At 67.5% G+C, this 14,046-nt stretch carries 25 protein-coding genes and 1 tRNA gene; 23 read left to right on the forward strand and 3 right to left on the reverse strand.

Going from position 1 to position 14,046, the window contains the following annotated elements; translation table 11 throughout:
- The first annotated feature begins 86 nt into the window (after nt 1-86).
- The 18 genes from VDQ18_RS12200 to VDQ18_RS12285 are packed head-to-tail and all read left to right on the forward strand — an operon-like array spanning nt 87 to nt 8,513.
- On the forward strand, nt 87-233 hold the full coding sequence (locus VDQ18_RS12200) for a hypothetical protein (protein ID WP_323021211.1): 147 nt from the start codon (nt 87-89) through the stop codon (nt 231-233).
- On the forward strand, nt 233-622 hold the full coding sequence (locus tag VDQ18_RS12205) for a hypothetical protein (RefSeq protein ID WP_323021212.1): 390 nt from the start codon (nt 233-235) through the stop codon (nt 620-622). The genes VDQ18_RS12200 and VDQ18_RS12205 overlap by 1 nt, the downstream gene beginning before the upstream one ends.
- Nucleotides 619-864, forward strand: coding sequence for an acyl carrier protein (locus tag VDQ18_RS12210; RefSeq protein ID WP_323021213.1), 246 nt, complete (start codon nt 619-621; stop codon nt 862-864). Before VDQ18_RS12205 ends, VDQ18_RS12210 begins: the two co-directional genes overlap by 4 nt.
- On the forward strand, nt 861-1,154 hold the full coding sequence (locus VDQ18_RS12215) for a hypothetical protein (RefSeq protein ID WP_323021214.1): 294 nt from the start codon (nt 861-863) through the stop codon (nt 1,152-1,154). The genes VDQ18_RS12210 and VDQ18_RS12215 overlap by 4 nt, the downstream gene beginning before the upstream one ends.
- Entirely contained in the window at nt 1,151-1,396 is a 246-nt protein-coding gene (locus VDQ18_RS12220) for a hypothetical protein (RefSeq protein WP_323021215.1), read from the forward strand. Before VDQ18_RS12215 ends, VDQ18_RS12220 begins: the two co-directional genes overlap by 4 nt.
- A gap of 7 nt (nt 1,397-1,403) precedes the next feature.
- Nucleotides 1,404-1,664, forward strand: a complete 261-nt coding sequence (locus VDQ18_RS12225) for a hypothetical protein (protein WP_323021216.1) — start codon at nt 1,404-1,406, stop codon at nt 1,662-1,664.
- Nucleotides 1,661-1,852, forward strand: a complete 192-nt coding sequence (locus tag VDQ18_RS12230) for a hypothetical protein (protein WP_323021217.1) — start codon at nt 1,661-1,663, stop codon at nt 1,850-1,852. The genes VDQ18_RS12225 and VDQ18_RS12230 overlap by 4 nt, the downstream gene beginning before the upstream one ends.
- Entirely contained in the window at nt 1,849-2,544 is a 696-nt protein-coding gene (locus tag VDQ18_RS12235) for a hypothetical protein (protein ID WP_323021218.1), read from the forward strand. Before VDQ18_RS12230 ends, VDQ18_RS12235 begins: the two co-directional genes overlap by 4 nt.
- Entirely contained in the window at nt 2,541-2,711 is a 171-nt protein-coding gene (locus tag VDQ18_RS12240; protein WP_323021219.1) for a hypothetical protein, read from the forward strand. The genes VDQ18_RS12235 and VDQ18_RS12240 overlap by 4 nt, the downstream gene beginning before the upstream one ends.
- Nucleotides 2,712-2,719: 8 nt before the next feature.
- The gene (locus VDQ18_RS12245; RefSeq protein WP_323021220.1) at nt 2,720-3,073 is read left to right on the forward strand and encodes a DUF4326 domain-containing protein; all 354 of its coding nucleotides are present in this window, start codon (nt 2,720-2,722) and stop codon (nt 3,071-3,073) included.
- Nucleotides 3,070-3,780: a hypothetical protein gene (locus tag VDQ18_RS12250; protein WP_323021221.1), complete on the forward strand. Its 711-nt coding sequence runs from the start codon at nt 3,070-3,072 to the stop codon at nt 3,778-3,780. The genes VDQ18_RS12245 and VDQ18_RS12250 overlap by 4 nt, the downstream gene beginning before the upstream one ends.
- Nucleotides 3,773-4,837 carry a phosphoadenosine phosphosulfate reductase family protein gene (locus tag VDQ18_RS12255; protein WP_323021222.1) on the forward strand — a complete coding sequence of 355 codons (1,065 nt, stop codon included), beginning with the start codon at nt 3,773-3,775 and terminating at the stop codon, nt 4,835-4,837. Before VDQ18_RS12250 ends, VDQ18_RS12255 begins: the two co-directional genes overlap by 8 nt.
- Nucleotides 4,827-5,414, forward strand: a complete 588-nt coding sequence (locus VDQ18_RS12260) for a hypothetical protein (RefSeq protein WP_323021223.1) — start codon at nt 4,827-4,829, stop codon at nt 5,412-5,414. Before VDQ18_RS12255 ends, VDQ18_RS12260 begins: the two co-directional genes overlap by 11 nt.
- On the forward strand, nt 5,407-6,399 hold the full coding sequence (locus VDQ18_RS12265; protein WP_323021224.1) for a phage Gp37/Gp68 family protein: 993 nt from the start codon (nt 5,407-5,409) through the stop codon (nt 6,397-6,399). The genes VDQ18_RS12260 and VDQ18_RS12265 overlap by 8 nt, the downstream gene beginning before the upstream one ends.
- Nucleotides 6,396-6,953, forward strand: a complete 558-nt coding sequence (locus VDQ18_RS12270; protein ID WP_323021225.1) for a hypothetical protein — start codon at nt 6,396-6,398, stop codon at nt 6,951-6,953. Before VDQ18_RS12265 ends, VDQ18_RS12270 begins: the two co-directional genes overlap by 4 nt.
- Nucleotides 6,954-6,955: 2 nt before the next feature.
- Nucleotides 6,956-7,168 (forward strand): hypothetical protein, encoded by a 213-nt coding sequence (locus VDQ18_RS12275; protein ID WP_323021226.1) that lies wholly within the window; start codon nt 6,956-6,958, stop codon nt 7,166-7,168.
- The gene (locus tag VDQ18_RS12280) at nt 7,162-8,175 is read left to right on the forward strand and encodes a site-specific integrase (protein WP_323021227.1); all 1,014 of its coding nucleotides are present in this window, start codon (nt 7,162-7,164) and stop codon (nt 8,173-8,175) included. Before VDQ18_RS12275 ends, VDQ18_RS12280 begins: the two co-directional genes overlap by 7 nt.
- Nucleotides 8,172-8,513 (forward strand): HNH endonuclease signature motif containing protein, encoded by a 342-nt coding sequence (locus tag VDQ18_RS12285; RefSeq protein WP_323021228.1) that lies wholly within the window; start codon nt 8,172-8,174, stop codon nt 8,511-8,513. Before VDQ18_RS12280 ends, VDQ18_RS12285 begins: the two co-directional genes overlap by 4 nt.
- A 129-nt stretch (nt 8,514-8,642) precedes the next feature.
- Here the strand turns inward: VDQ18_RS12285 and VDQ18_RS12290 are convergent.
- Nucleotides 8,643-8,726: transfer RNA gene (locus VDQ18_RS12290), tRNA-Leu, on the reverse strand.
- Nucleotides 8,727-8,853: 127 nt separating this feature from the next.
- Here VDQ18_RS12290 and VDQ18_RS12295 point away from each other — a divergent pair.
- Complete coding sequence (locus VDQ18_RS12295) at nt 8,854-9,357, forward strand: Hint domain-containing protein (RefSeq protein WP_323021229.1); 504 nt, start codon at nt 8,854-8,856, stop codon at nt 9,355-9,357.
- Between the two features lie 33 nt (nt 9,358-9,390).
- Here the strand turns inward: VDQ18_RS12295 and VDQ18_RS12300 are convergent, their stop codons facing one another.
- Both VDQ18_RS12300 and VDQ18_RS12305 read right to left on the reverse strand, forming a co-directional pair.
- Entirely contained in the window at nt 9,391-10,236 is an 846-nt protein-coding gene (locus VDQ18_RS12300) for an NAD(P)H-hydrate dehydratase (protein ID WP_323021230.1), read from the reverse strand.
- A complete protein-coding gene (locus tag VDQ18_RS12305) occupies nt 10,233-10,904 on the reverse strand; it encodes an NAD(P)H-hydrate epimerase (RefSeq protein ID WP_323021231.1) in 672 nt (223 codons plus the stop codon). The genes VDQ18_RS12300 and VDQ18_RS12305 overlap by 4 nt, the downstream gene beginning before the upstream one ends.
- Nucleotides 10,905-11,086: 182 nt before the next feature.
- Between VDQ18_RS12305 and VDQ18_RS12310 the strand changes: the two genes are divergently transcribed.
- From VDQ18_RS12310 to VDQ18_RS12325, 4 genes are all read left to right on the forward strand, one after another.
- Complete coding sequence (locus tag VDQ18_RS12310) at nt 11,087-11,425, forward strand: P-II family nitrogen regulator (protein WP_107750007.1); 339 nt, start codon at nt 11,087-11,089, stop codon at nt 11,423-11,425.
- 34 nt (nt 11,426-11,459) lie between these two features.
- Nucleotides 11,460-12,866 carry a type I glutamate--ammonia ligase gene (gene glnA / locus VDQ18_RS12315; RefSeq protein ID WP_107750006.1) on the forward strand — a complete coding sequence of 469 codons (1,407 nt, stop codon included), beginning with the start codon at nt 11,460-11,462 and terminating at the stop codon, nt 12,864-12,866.
- Between the two features lie 153 nt (nt 12,867-13,019).
- Complete coding sequence (locus VDQ18_RS12320) at nt 13,020-13,436, forward strand: hypothetical protein (protein WP_323021232.1); 417 nt, start codon at nt 13,020-13,022, stop codon at nt 13,434-13,436.
- 119 nt (nt 13,437-13,555) lie between these two features.
- The coding region (locus VDQ18_RS12325; RefSeq protein ID WP_323021233.1) for a hypothetical protein at nt 13,556-14,046 on the forward strand (491 nt) is incomplete at its 3' end.

A 14,046-nucleotide genomic window follows, 5' to 3' on the forward strand; every position in this document is an offset into this window, starting at 1 on the left:
AACTTTTCTAACTGGCAAGTTTCTTCTTGACAGCAACTTTTCCCTTGGGCAAGTTTCCCGCTACCTAGCGAACAGGAGCCCACCCCATGCCCTACCGACAATCCCCCGCCTCGACCGTCATCGACCGGATGGCCGACCTGACCAACCCCCTGCAACGCCGGGTGCGCTGGGTCGCCATGCGCCGCGCCGCCGCCGCCCGCCGCTTGGCCAGCACCGCGAAAGGTGCTGCGTGATGTTCCGCCACGCTGCACCCCCGCCCCCTGCCACTCGCCTGTCGCGCCAGCAAGCGGACCAGCTTGTCACCGACCTTCGCGCGCTGCAGCAGGTCGAGGATTTGCTCGCGAGGATTGACCAGGACGATGTAGCGGTAGCGCGGAAAGAGTTGGGCAAGTTCATCGTCGCACGCGCGCCGTCCCTCGCGCCGCTCATCTTCACCCGCGACAAGACCTATCCGCAGACGCTGCCGGAAAGCGTCGCCCTCGCCCTCAGCAACAAGACCTATTCGACCGATCTTCTGGAGCGCCTTGGGGGCGCCGCCTTCGAAGGTGCCCGGGGCGCCCTGACCCGTGAGCGCAAAGCCATCGCTGCCCGTCTGGCGCAATGGGTCGAGGTGCAGGCATGACCGCCGATACCTTCACCCGCCTGCGCGACGTGATCCTGGACGGGACCGGCGGCGGGCCGGTGCTGATCGAGCCCGACAGCCGGATTGTCGAGGCGATCCCCGACAGCCTCGACCGGTTCGAGGTGATCCTTGGAGCCGAGGAAGAATTCGGCATCGAGATTTCCGACGCCGAAGCCGAGGCCCTGACCACCGTCGCCGCTTTCGTGGCGCTGATCGACAGCAAGCGGGGGGCCGCGGCATGACCGACAAGCTGACCCCCGCGCGGATTGCCGGGCTGCACCACGACCTCGGGAAGCTCGAAGATCTGGACCGGCTGATTGCGGACCTGAACGAGATCCGCACTACCCCGGCCAACGCCCAGGCATTTGGGGCGGCGATCCGCGCGCACCTCGGGCGCATGCGGATGCATGACGCCCCCGACAATACCGACCTCGGCCTCGCCGCTCTCGACGGGATCATCGCCGGTGTCGCCCTGAAACGCGCCGAGATCGAGGCCCGCACCGCCCCCTACGTGGACAGGGGGGCTGCATGACCGCACTCGCCCGCGCGGCTGGCATCCTCTGCAACGACGCGCGGTTTCAGCGCTTTGTTGCCCAGCGGATCGACCTGCCGACCGGGCAGGCCACTGCATCCGCCGCCGCCGAATACCTGCGGCGCCAGTGCCGGATCGACAGCCGCCGCCAGCTCGATACCGACCCCGCCGCCGCATCCCGCTTCGCCGCCCTGCGCACCGATTTTGACGCCTGGCGCGGCCGCATCGCCACTCCCCGCTGAGGACACCATGACCACGACCCACAGTCTTGCATCGCCGCGCGACGCCCGCCCGGGCCTGATCGCCGACGCCCTCCGCACCCCCGCTGGCCACGGCGCTCTGACCGGCCTGCCCGGCGCGGCCCCGCTGGTCGCCCGCCGCAGGGCGATGGCTGACGCCACGCTCGCCCCCGCCACCCGGCGCCAGGCGGCGCGCTGGCTGCTTTTCAGCGGCCAACCCCAGGACAAGGCCGCCGCGCAAAAGTTCTTGGCGGGCGGAGGCAAGCTATGATCCGGCTTGTCGGCAGGTTCATTGGCGCGCTGATCTTTGGCTGGGCAGGCATCGACTTCCTGCTCCAAGCCTACAAGTTCGCGACCCACGGCGACTTCAGCCATTTCAGTGTGACCTTGGCTTCTGTTGCTGGCGGCCTGCTTTTCATCGAGCGCGCCCTCGATTTTATGAGCGGAGGCCAGCCATGACCGCGCACGCTTTCGTCGGCCGGCATGGCGTCTCGCTGGCCGCGCCGCCCTCGCTCAGGCTGGCGGGTGCCATCGGCCTTGCGCCCGAGGCGCCGCCGCCGGTCGCAGCCCCGGCCGCCCTGCCCCCGGCACCGCCCCCGCTGCCGCGCACGCTCGCTGCCGAGCGGATGCAACCGCGGATGCGCTCGACCCTCGCAGCGCTGGCGCAGGCGCCCGGGCCGATCTTTGCCGCCGACCTGCGGCGGGTGATCGGCGGCGGCCTCGAAAGCGGCACGCTGACATCGCAGCTGGCCCGGCTGGCCGAATGGGGCCTCGCCGCGCGGCAGGGCCGGGCCGAGGGCGGGCGGCTGCTGTGGCAGGTGACCGACGCCGGGCGTGCCTTTGTCGCCGCCTCTCACCCGCCCGCCGATTCCGAGATCCTGCAGGCGGTGCGCGTCATGGCCCGCACCCCCGCGACCGGCCGCTGCTGGTGGACCTCGGCCGAGCCGCGGCGCCCGGATCAGCCCACCACCGCCTACCGGCTGGGCGCCTATTTCCGGCGGCAGGGATCGGCCAGCCTGACCGTTTGCGAGGCCCGCGTGCGCCTCGCCCAGCTTGCCGCTGCCGGGCTGATCCTGCGCGGCACCTGGCGCCGCAACGGCGTGCCTCAGCCCTGCTACTGGCCGCTGCACGCCGCCGAGGTGAGCGCATGATCCCGCCCCGCCCCCGCCCCGTCGATCCCGACGCGCAGTTCATCGAGCCACCCACGACCGGCTCACCGACCGGCGGCCACAAACCGCCCCACGCCCTGCGCGCCGCCCTCCTCCTCGCCGTTGCCTTCGCCCTCGCGCTGGCGCTGGCCCTGCCGCTTTTGACCTGAGGTGCCTCATGGCTGACCGCATTCAGCTTTCCCGCGTCAAAGGCTGGAGGATGCCGCCCAACACCGTGAAGGTGGATCGCAGCACGAGGTGGGGTAATCCCTACCACTGGTCGGAATTCTACCGGCCCGGCGTGAACACGCGCGAGGACGCTTGCACTGAAGCCGCCCTGAGGTTTCGCCGTGCCGTGATCGGCTTCGAATCGAACGGGGCATGGTGCAAACCGCAGGCCCACCCGGACAGCTTTATCGGCAAGATCATCGCCGATGCGCCGACCTTGCTTCGCGGCAAGAACCTCGCGTGCTGGTGCCCGCCCGGTCAGCCCTGCCACGCGGACGTGCTGCTGGAGATCGCCAAGAAATGACCATCCCCCTGCGCGTCCTGATCGGCTGCGAAACCTCTGGCATCGCGCGCCGCGCGTTCGCTGCGCTCGGGCATGACGTCTGGTCATGCGACACCGAGCCCGCCGAGGACGGCAGCAACCGGCACCGGCAAGAGGACATTCGCGACGGCATCCTCGAGGAAGGCTGGGATCTGCTGGCAGTTTTGCATCCGCCATGTACGAGGCTCTGCCGTTCCGGCCGCCGCTGGATGAGCGGGCCGGGCAAATGGACCGAGCCGAAGCAGCTTCCGCAGGGCCGGACATGGGACGACATGCGCGCCGAGTTCGAGGAAGGCGTAAGCATCTTCACGGCCTGCTGGACGGCGCCTATTGAGCGTGTCGCCATCGAAAACCCCGAGATGAATGACCTCGCCCGGGACCGCATGCCGCCCGACCTGCCCGCGCCGCAGATGGTGCAGCCGCACTGGTTCGGGCACCGCGAGTACAAGGTCACCGGCTGGTATCTGCGCGGCCTCGCACCGCTGGTCCCGACCGATCCGCTGCCTGAGCCCGAGCGCGGCTCCGACGAATGGAAGGCGTGGAACCGGGTCCACCGGATGACGCCCGGGCCGGAGCGCGCGCGCCTGCGCAGCCGGTCCTACCCCGGGATGATGAAAGCCGCCGCCCTGCAATGGGCCGGTCCCGCCGCCCACCTCACCCCCACCCAACAGGAGGCCCGCCATGGCTAAGGTCGCATCGACCCCCGAGATCGACGCCTTGGTTGCCGCGAATGCTGTTGTCGCCATCGGCGTGTCTGGTGGCAAAGACAGTCAAGCGGCGGCCTTGGCGACGATGCGGCACCTCGACCGCATGTGGCATACCGGGCCTCGCGTGCTGATCCACGCAGATCTCGGCGTCGTCGAATGGAACGACTCATACCCGACCTGCCAGCGCTTGGCTGATCACCTCGGGCTGGACCTCATCACGGTCCAGCGCAAAGCCGGTGGCCTGATGGAGCGCTGGGAGAGCCGGTGGCGGTCCAGCGTAACCCGCTACCAAGAGCTTTCGACGGTCACGCTGGTGCCCTGTTGGTCAACCCCGGCCATGCGCTTTTGCACGTCTGAGACCAAGACCCACCCTATCACCTCAGAGCTACGCCGCCGCTTCAAGGGCCAGCAGATCATAAACGTGACTGGAGTGCGCCGGGCGGAAAGCCGGGGCCGCGCCAAGGCTACGGTCGCCAGCCCAGATCGGCACGAGAGTTTTTGGAACTGGCGTCCAATTGTCGAGTGGAGCGTCGAGGACGTTTTTTCATGCATCGACGCCAGCGGTCTTACGCCGCATCCGGCCTACAGGGAATTTGGCATGAGCCGGGTGTCCTGCCGCTTTTGCATTATGTCGAACCTCGCCGATCTGTCGGCTGCAACAGCCCAGCCCGAGGCGCACGATCTGTACCGGCGCATGGTCGATCTTGAGGCAGACAGCAGCTTTGCCTTTCAGGGATCCCGCTGGCTCGGTGACCTCGCCCCACATTTGCTTTCCAACGATGCCCGCGCACGGCTCGACGCGGCAAAAGCCCGCGCCGCAGCTCGCGTCTCAGCTGAACAGCGTATCACGCCGGGGATGCTCTACGTGAAGGGCTGGCCCACGAGGATGCTGACCGATGACGAGGCTGACCTCCTTGCGGAGGTTCGGGCAGAGATCAGTGGCCTTTTTGGCTTTCGATCTGACTGCCTCAGTCGCGAAAGCATCCACGAGAGATACGCCGATCTGATGTCACGAAAGGAGGCCCGCCATGCCCGGTGACTGGTACCTCGAACTCATGAGCCCGATGGGCCACTGGTCCCCGCAGCTCTGGGCCGACCAGCCCAGCGTGCAGACCATCCACGGCACCGACTACCTGCGCTCGACCGGCGGCCACAGCCCCCGCGTCCGCGCGGTGCAGGAGGTGCCCGGTCATCTGGCCGGGGCCGGGCTCAAGGCGGTGCAGGCCGCGCTGTCGCCGGATCGGGTGGAGGTCGCGGCGGTCAGCAGCCACACGCAATTGCCGCCGTGGGCATTCGTCAGCGAGAAGGGCGCGCAAGAACTCCAGACGCTGCGGGTCCAGTCATCCGTCGCGCCGGTCGGCCGCGCGCCGATCGAGCTGCTGGCGCGCGTCCCGAGCGACGAATGCGGGTGCCCCGAAGAGCTATGGCGGATCGACGGCATCGACCTGCTTTTCCATTTCGAGGCGGACGGCACCAGCGAGGCTTTCCTGTTCCTCGGCGACGACGAACTGGAAACGGCACTCATTGCCTCGACACTGGATGACCTGCGCGCCAAGGCCTTCGGCTGGTTTGCCGCGGTTACCTCGGCTGAAGACGAGGAAGAAACCCATGGCTGACCGCACCCCCATCGAGTGGGCCGATGCCACCTGGAACCCGATCACCGGCTGCAGCCGCGTGTCCGAGGGGTGCCGCAACTGCTATGCCGAGATCATGGCCGCCCGGTTCAGCAAGCCCGGGCAATGGGGCGAGGGGCTGGCGCAGATCGTGCGCAAGCCGGACGGCAGCGCGGATCACCGCTGGACCGGGCAGGTGCGGCTCAACGACCGCGCGCTGGATCAGCCTCTTCGCTGGCGCAAGCCCCGGCGGATCTTCGTCTGCTCGACCTCGGACCTGTTCCACGAGGGCGTGCCGGATGAATGGCTGGACCGCGTGTTCGCCGTCATGGCGCTGGCGCCGCAACACACGTTCATGGTGCTGACCAAGCGGCCCGAACGGGCGCGAGAATACGTCGCCCCGCGCCTTTTCGAATCCCCGTCGATGCAAGACAGGCTTTGGTCTATCTATCACGCGAGCAGATCGAAGCATGTGCCGGCATGGCCCCTGCCGAACGTTTGGCTCGGCACCAGCATCGAGGACCAGGCGACTGCCGACGCCCGCATCCCGCACCTGCTGGCCACGCCAGCGGCGGTGCGTTTCGTCTCGGCCGAGCCGCTGCTGGGGCCGGTGGATCTTACCGGCTATCTGCCAGATCTCGACTGCGGCGACGGCCTTGACCTTGCGATCGTCGGCGGCGAAAGCGGCCCGGGCGCGAGACCGATGCACCCGGACTGGCCCCGCGCGCTGCGCGACCAGTGCGTTGCGGCGGGGACGGCCTTCTTCTTCAAGCAGTGGGGGGAGTGGGCGCCCGCGACGCACGACCCCGAGCATGGCGGCTACGTGCTGCGACAGACGGAAAAGGTCGGCCCGTTCGATAGCTGGCGCGCGAATGTCTTCGATCCAGATCGCCTCGAAGGGGTCAACTGGCGTCGCCTAGGCAAGAAAGCCGCCGGGCGCCTGCTGGACGGTCAGGTCTGGGACCAGATGCCGGAGGGCAAGGGATGACCAGCGAGACGGAAACCGCCCGCTTCCGGGACTACGTCACCAGCGGCGCATTCACGCTGTCGCTTTCTGCCAGCCAGATCGCAGCCCTTTCGGTCGTCGCCGAGACCGGGGAAACCGGGTGCGGCGGGCACACGATTGGTGCGATGTTTCGCAAGGGCCTCGTGACCTTCATTCGTGGCGATGATGGCAGGCTCGAATACCGGCTGACCGAGGCAGGCGTCTTCGCCCTCAAATTGGCGCGGCTCGCCGGTCTGTCGCAGGGCGACCCCGATCCCGTCGCGCGCGAGCTGGCCGCGCTGCGCGAGCAACTGGATCAGGCGCGGACGGTCGCGCAGCAGTTGGCGGCTGACTGTTGGGATATGAACGCGAGGGTGCAGAAGGCACAGCAAGCGGTGGCCGAGGCGAAGGCGTGGGCCTTCGGGGAGCCCCCGCCCAAGCGCCCCATGGTCACGTTGAAGAACCGGCACCCCGACCGGACCCAGGCGGAAATACTTGCCCACCTCGAGGTTGCCGAGAACTTCCTTCAAGCGCAGGACACCGAGGCGAGGACCTGACCATGGGAACCCCGCGCCTCGCCCCCCTCTTCGCTGGACCGAAAAAGGCCGCCGCGCTGCTGGACATGACGCAGGCGGAATTCCTCTCTCTGGTCGAGGGGGGCGCCCTGCCCAGGCCGGTGCGGATCGGCGGCAAGATCGAGCGCTGGAACATGCGCCAGATCGAGGCCATCCTGACAGGCGAAGCGATGAAGGATGACACGCCCGAATGGTAAAGCGCAGCGTCAAGCCTTACCTCCAGGCCAAGACCGTGAAGGGCCGGACCTATTGGTATTTCCGCCGGGGCTCGGATTATGTCCGCCTTCCGGGCGAGCCCGACACGGCCGAGTTCGACGCGGCCTATTGGGCGATCCGGTCGGGGAAGAAGGCCCGCGCGATCAAGACCACCTATGATGCGCTGATAACCAGCTATTACCAGTCTCCCCGCTTCACACGGCTGGCGCCGGGCACTCGCGCCGAATACCGGCGCACGCTGGAACAGATCCGCGAGAAGAACGGGCCGCGGGATTTCACCGCCTTGCGCCGCCGCGATGTCATCGCCGCCCGGGACAAGTACGCCGAGACCTGGCGCAAGGCGAATGCCATGGTCGAGTGTCTGTCGATCCTCGCCAAGCACGCGATCGACCTCGAATGGATCACGGCGAATCCCGCCTCAGGGGTAGAGAAGCTGACCGGCGGCGAGTATGAGCCATGGCCCCAGGACAAGCTGGAGGCCTTCGAACGCTACTGCCGCGCGCAGGGGCTCACGGCCGAGCTGACCGCCTACATGCTGTGCGTCGGCACCGGCCAGCGGATCGGCGACGTCTGCGGGATGGAATGGGGGGATTTCGACGGCGAATTCATGCGGGTGGTCCAGGACAAGACCGGCGCCCGCGTGTGGATCGCCTGCCCGCGTTTCCTGCGCGACTATCTGGCCGCGCTACCGAAGGCCGGGCGGCACATCCTCGCGAAGAACCTGACCCAGCCACTCGCCAAGAGGCGGGTACAGGAGCGGGTTATGGCCGTGAGAAAGAAGATCGAGGCCGAGCGCTATGTCATCCACGGATGGCGCTACAGCGCCGCCGTTGCGCTGGCCGAAGCTGGGTGCAGCGACAGCGAGATCCAGGCGGTAACCGGCCACAAGACGCTGGAAATGGTGCGCAAGTATCGCGGGCAGGCGAACCAGAAAAAGCTGTCGAAAGCCGCCCAGAACCGCCGGGAACAAAGCGAGGGAAAGATATGACGAAGAAGCCGAGCCTCAACACCATGGATGCCTTTGACATCGCAATGTTCTGGTCGAAGGTCTCTATCCCCAGCAGGCACGATTGCTGGATATGGGTGGGCGCCTACACCGGAAACTATGGAACGTTCCGCGGCGTTCGCGTTCATCGCCTCGCTTGGGAGCTTGCGAACGATAAGACTCTTGGCGATCTACATGCATGTCACAGGTGCGACAACCCGAAGTGCGTGAACCCTGACCATCTGTTCCCGGGCACGCACCAGGAGAACATGCAGGACATGATGGAGAAGAGGGAAAAGCGCCTCCGGGAGCGCGAAGAGAGGTGCCGATTCGAGCCTTGAACGTATCGGGTACGAAAAGGGAAATGTGGAAACTTTCTGGGAAACTCTTTGCGACAGCCACATCTCAGGGCCGTCTGCCAAGTCAAACAGGAGTGAAATTACCGAGCCAATATAACAAGTTAGGATATTTGGTGCGGGTGAAGGGACTCGAACCCCCACGCCAAAGGCGCCAGAACCTAAATCTGGTGCGTCTACCAATTCCGCCACACCCGCACGCGCCGCTTCTAGCAATGCACGCGCCCCCGCGCGAGGGGGAATCGCCGCGAAAACGCGCCAGCAATGCCATATTTGCGCCGCGATTGTCGTCAGATTGGAAACAGTAACCCGGAAAGGATGCCCGATGCTTCCGCAGCTTGCCCCCAGTTTGCCGCCCCTCCCCCTTGCCACCCGCCGCTCGCGTCCGACCGGGCTGTTGCCGGGCACGCTGGTGGAGACCGCCGAGGGGCCGATGCCGGTGGAATTCCTGCTGGCGGGCGACCGGATCCAGACCCGCAACGGGCTGGTGGAGCTGCGCGGGACCTCGGTCCTCGAGGCGCTGAGCGTCGAGGTGGTGGTGATCGACAGCCCCGCCGCGACCGGGGGCGAGGCCGGGGCGCCGTTGACCCTGCCCGCCAACCAGCAGGTGCTGGTCCGCGACTGGCGGGCCATGGTGCTGCACGGTCAGGACGAGATGCTGACCCCGGCGGCCTCGCTGGTCGACGACCTGTTTGTCCGGCGCGAGACGCGGGCGCGGCTGCGGCTGATCCGGCTGCATTTCGACGCGCCGCAGGTGTTCAGCGCCGGCGGGCACGAGATCGCCAGCGCCCGCACGCCGGTCGCCACGCATCAGCGCTGGCTGCATTGAACGGCACCCGTAGGATGGGCAATAGTGCCCATCCTACCCCAGCGCCCGCAGCACCCCCGGCAAGGCCTCGGGCAGATCCTCGGCAATGAGGCCCGGCCCAGCGGCCCGCGCCGCCTCGACATGCAGCCAGGCCGCGGCCTGCGCCGCCTCGAACCCGCCGAGCCCCCGGGCGCAGAGCCCGGCGATCAACCCCGCCAGCACATCCCCGGCCCCCGCCGTCGCCAGCCACGGCACCGCCCGCGCGCCCATGGCCGCATGGACCGCCGCCCGCCCATCCGGCGCGGCGATCACCGTGTCGGGCCCCTTCAGCAGCACGACGCAGCCGGCCCGCGCCGCCGCCGCCCGCGCCTGATCGACCTTGGACCAGCCCGGTCCGGCCCCGCGCGCTGCCAGATCGGGGAAGAGCCGCGCGAATTCGCCGCCATGCGGGGTCAGCACCCAGCCCGGCGGCAGGGGCGCCCCGACCGGCCCCAGCGCCGTCAAACCGTCCGCGTCGACCACCACCGTAGGGTGGGGTCTTACCCCACCGTCCCTGACCACCGCGATCAGCGCTGCCGCCCGCTCCACCCCCATCCCGGGGCCGAGGCACAGCGCGTTGATCCGTGGGTCTTCCAGCAGCGCCGCCAGATCCGCGGCCCCCTCGACCCGGCGCAGCATCAGCGCGGTGATCTGCGCCGCGCATTCCAGCATCGCCGCGCCCGGCGCGCCCAGTGTCACCAGCCCGGCGCCGATCCGCAGCGCCGCCCGCGCCGCCAGCCGCGCCGCCCCGGTGCGTCCCATGCCGCCGGTCAGCACCAGTGCGTGCCCATGGTCGTATTTGTGCCCCTGCGGCTTGGCGAGCAGCGCGCGCAGCCTGTCGGCCGTCAGGTCCGGGCTCATCGCGGCAACCCGATATCGACCAGCGCGACCGGCGTATCCGCCATCAGGTGCAGGGGCTTGAGAGCATGAAAGGTCACGATCAGATCCGCCGGCAGCGGCCGGCGAGCGAGATCCGCGCCGGTATCCGCGTCCCGCCCGCTGGGCACATCCACCGCGACGAAAAACGGCGCCGGGCCCGAAGCCGCATCAAAGAGGCTGTCGATCAGCCGGTTCACCGGCGCGAGCAAAGCATCGAGGGGCGCCCGCTGTCCGATGCCGAACAGCGCATCCACCACCAGCCAGCTCCCCGCCCCCCGCGCCCGGGCGGCCGCCTGCGCGAGCCCGGCATCGTCCAATGTCGCCACCTCGCCCACCGCCCGCCAGCGGTCGCAGGCCGCGCGTGCATCGGGCGGCAGGCGCTCGGGATCGCCGGACAGGAACACCTCGACCGCCCAGCCCCGGGCCGCCAGCAACCGCGCGATCACGAAACCGTCGCCGCCGTTGTTGCCCGGACCGCAGAGAACCAGCGCCCGTTGCGGCCCCTCCCGCATCGAGGGCCAGCGGTCCAGAATCGCCTCGACCACCCCGGCGCCGGCCCGTTCCATCAGCGCCGAACCCGTCGCCGCACCCGACTCAAAGGCCGTTCGCTCGATGGCGCGCATTTGTGCAGATGTCACCAAATCGGTCATTTAGCCCCTCAATCATCCATAACCCGCACATCAGGCGGGCCATTTGCTTGTTTTTTAGGCACGATTAGGCAAAACCTGCCGACAGGCGGGGGAAAACCGGCCTGCGGCAGGCTAGCGGATTGTCGTGCCGGTGTGAACGTGGTCATTGGGCTCCGTGCCCGAACCGGACGGGGGAACCGTGCATGAAAAAGATTGAAGCCATCATCAAGCCCTTCAAGCTCGACGAAGTGAAAGAGGCCCTGCAGGACATCGGGATCCAGGGGCTGTCGGTGATCGAGGTGAAGGGCTTTGGCCGCCAGAAAGGCCACACGGAGCTTTACCGCGGCGCCGAATACGTCGTGGACTTCCTTCCCAAGGTCAAGATCGAGGTGGTGCTGACCGACGACATGGTCGAGGCCGCCATCGAGGCGATCATCGCCGCCGCGCGGACCGACAAGATCGGCGACGGCAAGATCTTCGTCTCGCCCGTCGAACAGGTCATCCGCATCCGCACCGGCGAATCCGGCGAAGATGCCGTCTGATCCTAAACTTCTCTAACAATCCAGGGGACTTAGTATGAGCGTTGAATCAGTTCTCAAGCTGATTGCCGACGAACAGGTCGAATATGTGGACATCCGTTTCACCGACCCCAAAGGCAAACTCCAGCACGTGACCGTCGTGTCGGATCTGGTGGACGAGGACTTCCTCGAAGAAGGCTTCATGTTCGACGGCTCGTCGATCGCCGGCTGGAAATCCATCGATCAGTCGGACATGAAACTGATGCCCGACACCACGAGCGTCTACCTCGACCCGTTCTACGCCGAGAAGACGCTGGCCATCCACTGCGACGTGGTCGAGCCCGACACCGGCGAGGTCTATGACCGCTGCCCGCGCCAGACCGCCAAGAAGGCAGAAGCCTACCTGAAATCCTCGGGGATCGGTGACACCTTCTACGCGGGCCCCGAGGCCGAGTTCTTCCTGTTCGACGACGTGCGCTATTCGGTCACCCCGGCGAAAGTCGGCTATTCGATCGACGCCGATGCTGCGGCCTGGAACACGGATGCCGAATTCGAAGGCGGCAACCTCGCCCACCGCGCCGGCCACAAGGGCGGCTACTTCCCGGTCAACCCGATCGACGAAGCCCAGGACATCCGCTCGGAAATGCTGTCGACCATGAAGTCGATCGGCATGAAGGTCGACAAGCACCACCACGAGGTCGCGACCTGCCAGCACGAGCTGGGCATGATCTTCGGCGGTCTGGTCGAGCAGGCCGACAACATCCAGAAATACAAGTACATCATCCACAACGTCGCCGCCGGCTACGGCAAGACCGCGACCTTCATGCCCAAGCCCATGAAGGGCGACAACGGCTCGGGGATGCATGTCAACATGTCGATCTGGAAGGACGGCAAGCCGCTGTTCGCCGGTGATCAATATGCCGACCTGTCGATGGAAGCCCTGTACTTCATCGGCGGCATCCTGAAGCACGCGAAGGCGCTCAACGCCATCACCAACCCGTCGACCAACTCCTACAAGCGCCTGATCCCCGGCTTCGAAGCCCCGGTTCTGCGCGCGTATTCCGCCCGCAACCGCTCGGGCTGCGTGCGTATTCCGTGGACCGAATCGCCGAAAGCCAAGCGCGTCGAAGCCCGCTTCCCCGATCCCTCGGCGAACCCCTACCTGGCGTTCGCGGCGCTGCTGATGGCCGGCCTCGACGGCATCAAGAACAAGATCCACCCGGGCGAAGCCTCGGACAAGGACCTCTACGACCTGCCGCCGGAAGAACTGGCCCAGATCCCGACCGTCTGCGGCTCGCTGCGCGAGGCGCTGGAGGAGCTGGAGAAGGACATGGACTTCCTGCTGGCCGGCGACGTGTTCACCAAGGACCAGCTCGAAGGCTACATGGCGCTGAAGTGGGAAGAGGTCTACGCCTACGAGCACACGCCGCACCCGATCGAGTACCAGATGTACTATTCCTGCTGATCCCTCAGGATCGAAGGACCGAAGGGGCGCCGCAAGGCGCCCCTTCTGCTTGGGTGACCTCGCATTTGCGTGGGCGCGCTCCGTGGCCTCTTTTGCCCCGGGCGGGCGGGTTGTAGGATGGCCTCCGGCCTGTCGGCCCGGATCGGGAACACCATGAGCAAATATCACCCCCTCGACGTGCGCCACCCCTCGAACCGGGACCTCACGCGCCGCGATTACCTGCTGGATCCGATACCCGCCCGCAGCGCCGCGCCGCAGCCCGCCCGCGCCTCGGGCGCCCGGACGGAAAAGGCCCGACCGGCCGCAGCCGGCGTGCAGCAGCCCGCGGCCCCCTGGTCCAGCACCACCGGCAGAAGCCGCGCCGCCGCCACCCCGGCGACCAGCCCGGCCCCGGGCACCGCCACCCGCCGCGCAGAAAGCGCGCTCGGCGGGCTGATGGGGTTCCTGCGCTCGCTGATCATCTTCGGGATCATCCTGATCGTGCTGGCGCAGCAGACCGACATCCTCGATCCGGTGATCCTGCAGCTGCGCCTCTGGGCGCTGGACCTCGGGTTCCGCCTGCCCTTCTGACCCGGCCGCCGCGCCAACAAGTGTACTGAAATTGTAAGAATTTCAGAGGGGAAGCGAGCGCCACTTTTTGCTATCCTCCCGCCCTGCGTCCCAACCCGGCGCGGCGGAGAAGGGGCACCATGCGCAAGGGATCTGGGATTGCCGGGGCGACCATGCTCTTCGGACCGCGCGACAAGGCGCCCGATCTGGTGCAGGCCATGCAATACCTGCTCGACGACCTGCGCAGCGAGGGGCGGCGCATCGCCGCGATCAAGCTGACCCCCTCGACCCTCCGGCTGCGCACCGACCCCTATGAGCTGGTGCTGACCGTGGCCGAGGCGCCGCTGCCCTTCACCTCGATGCAGGGGCTGCTGCGCCCGCCGATGGGGGACGCGCCGGATTTCGCCCGCGTGCATCTGGGACGGACATTGCGCATCCATCGCCACGCCATGGGGTTCCTGCTGCGCCGCCGCGGCGCACCGATCCTCGACCTGGACGAGGCGATGCGGACATTGGCCGACGAGGGCCGCTTCTGCCTGCTGCCGGTGATCGAGGCCACGTCGCCCTCGATGCTGATCTGGCAACCCGGCGGCCTGGTGCTCACGACCGAGGAATTCCGCCGCGCCGGGGT

The organism is Pararhodobacter sp., assembly GCF_034676075.1.
Taxonomy (GTDB): Bacteria; Pseudomonadota; Alphaproteobacteria; order Rhodobacterales; family Rhodobacteraceae; genus Pararhodobacter.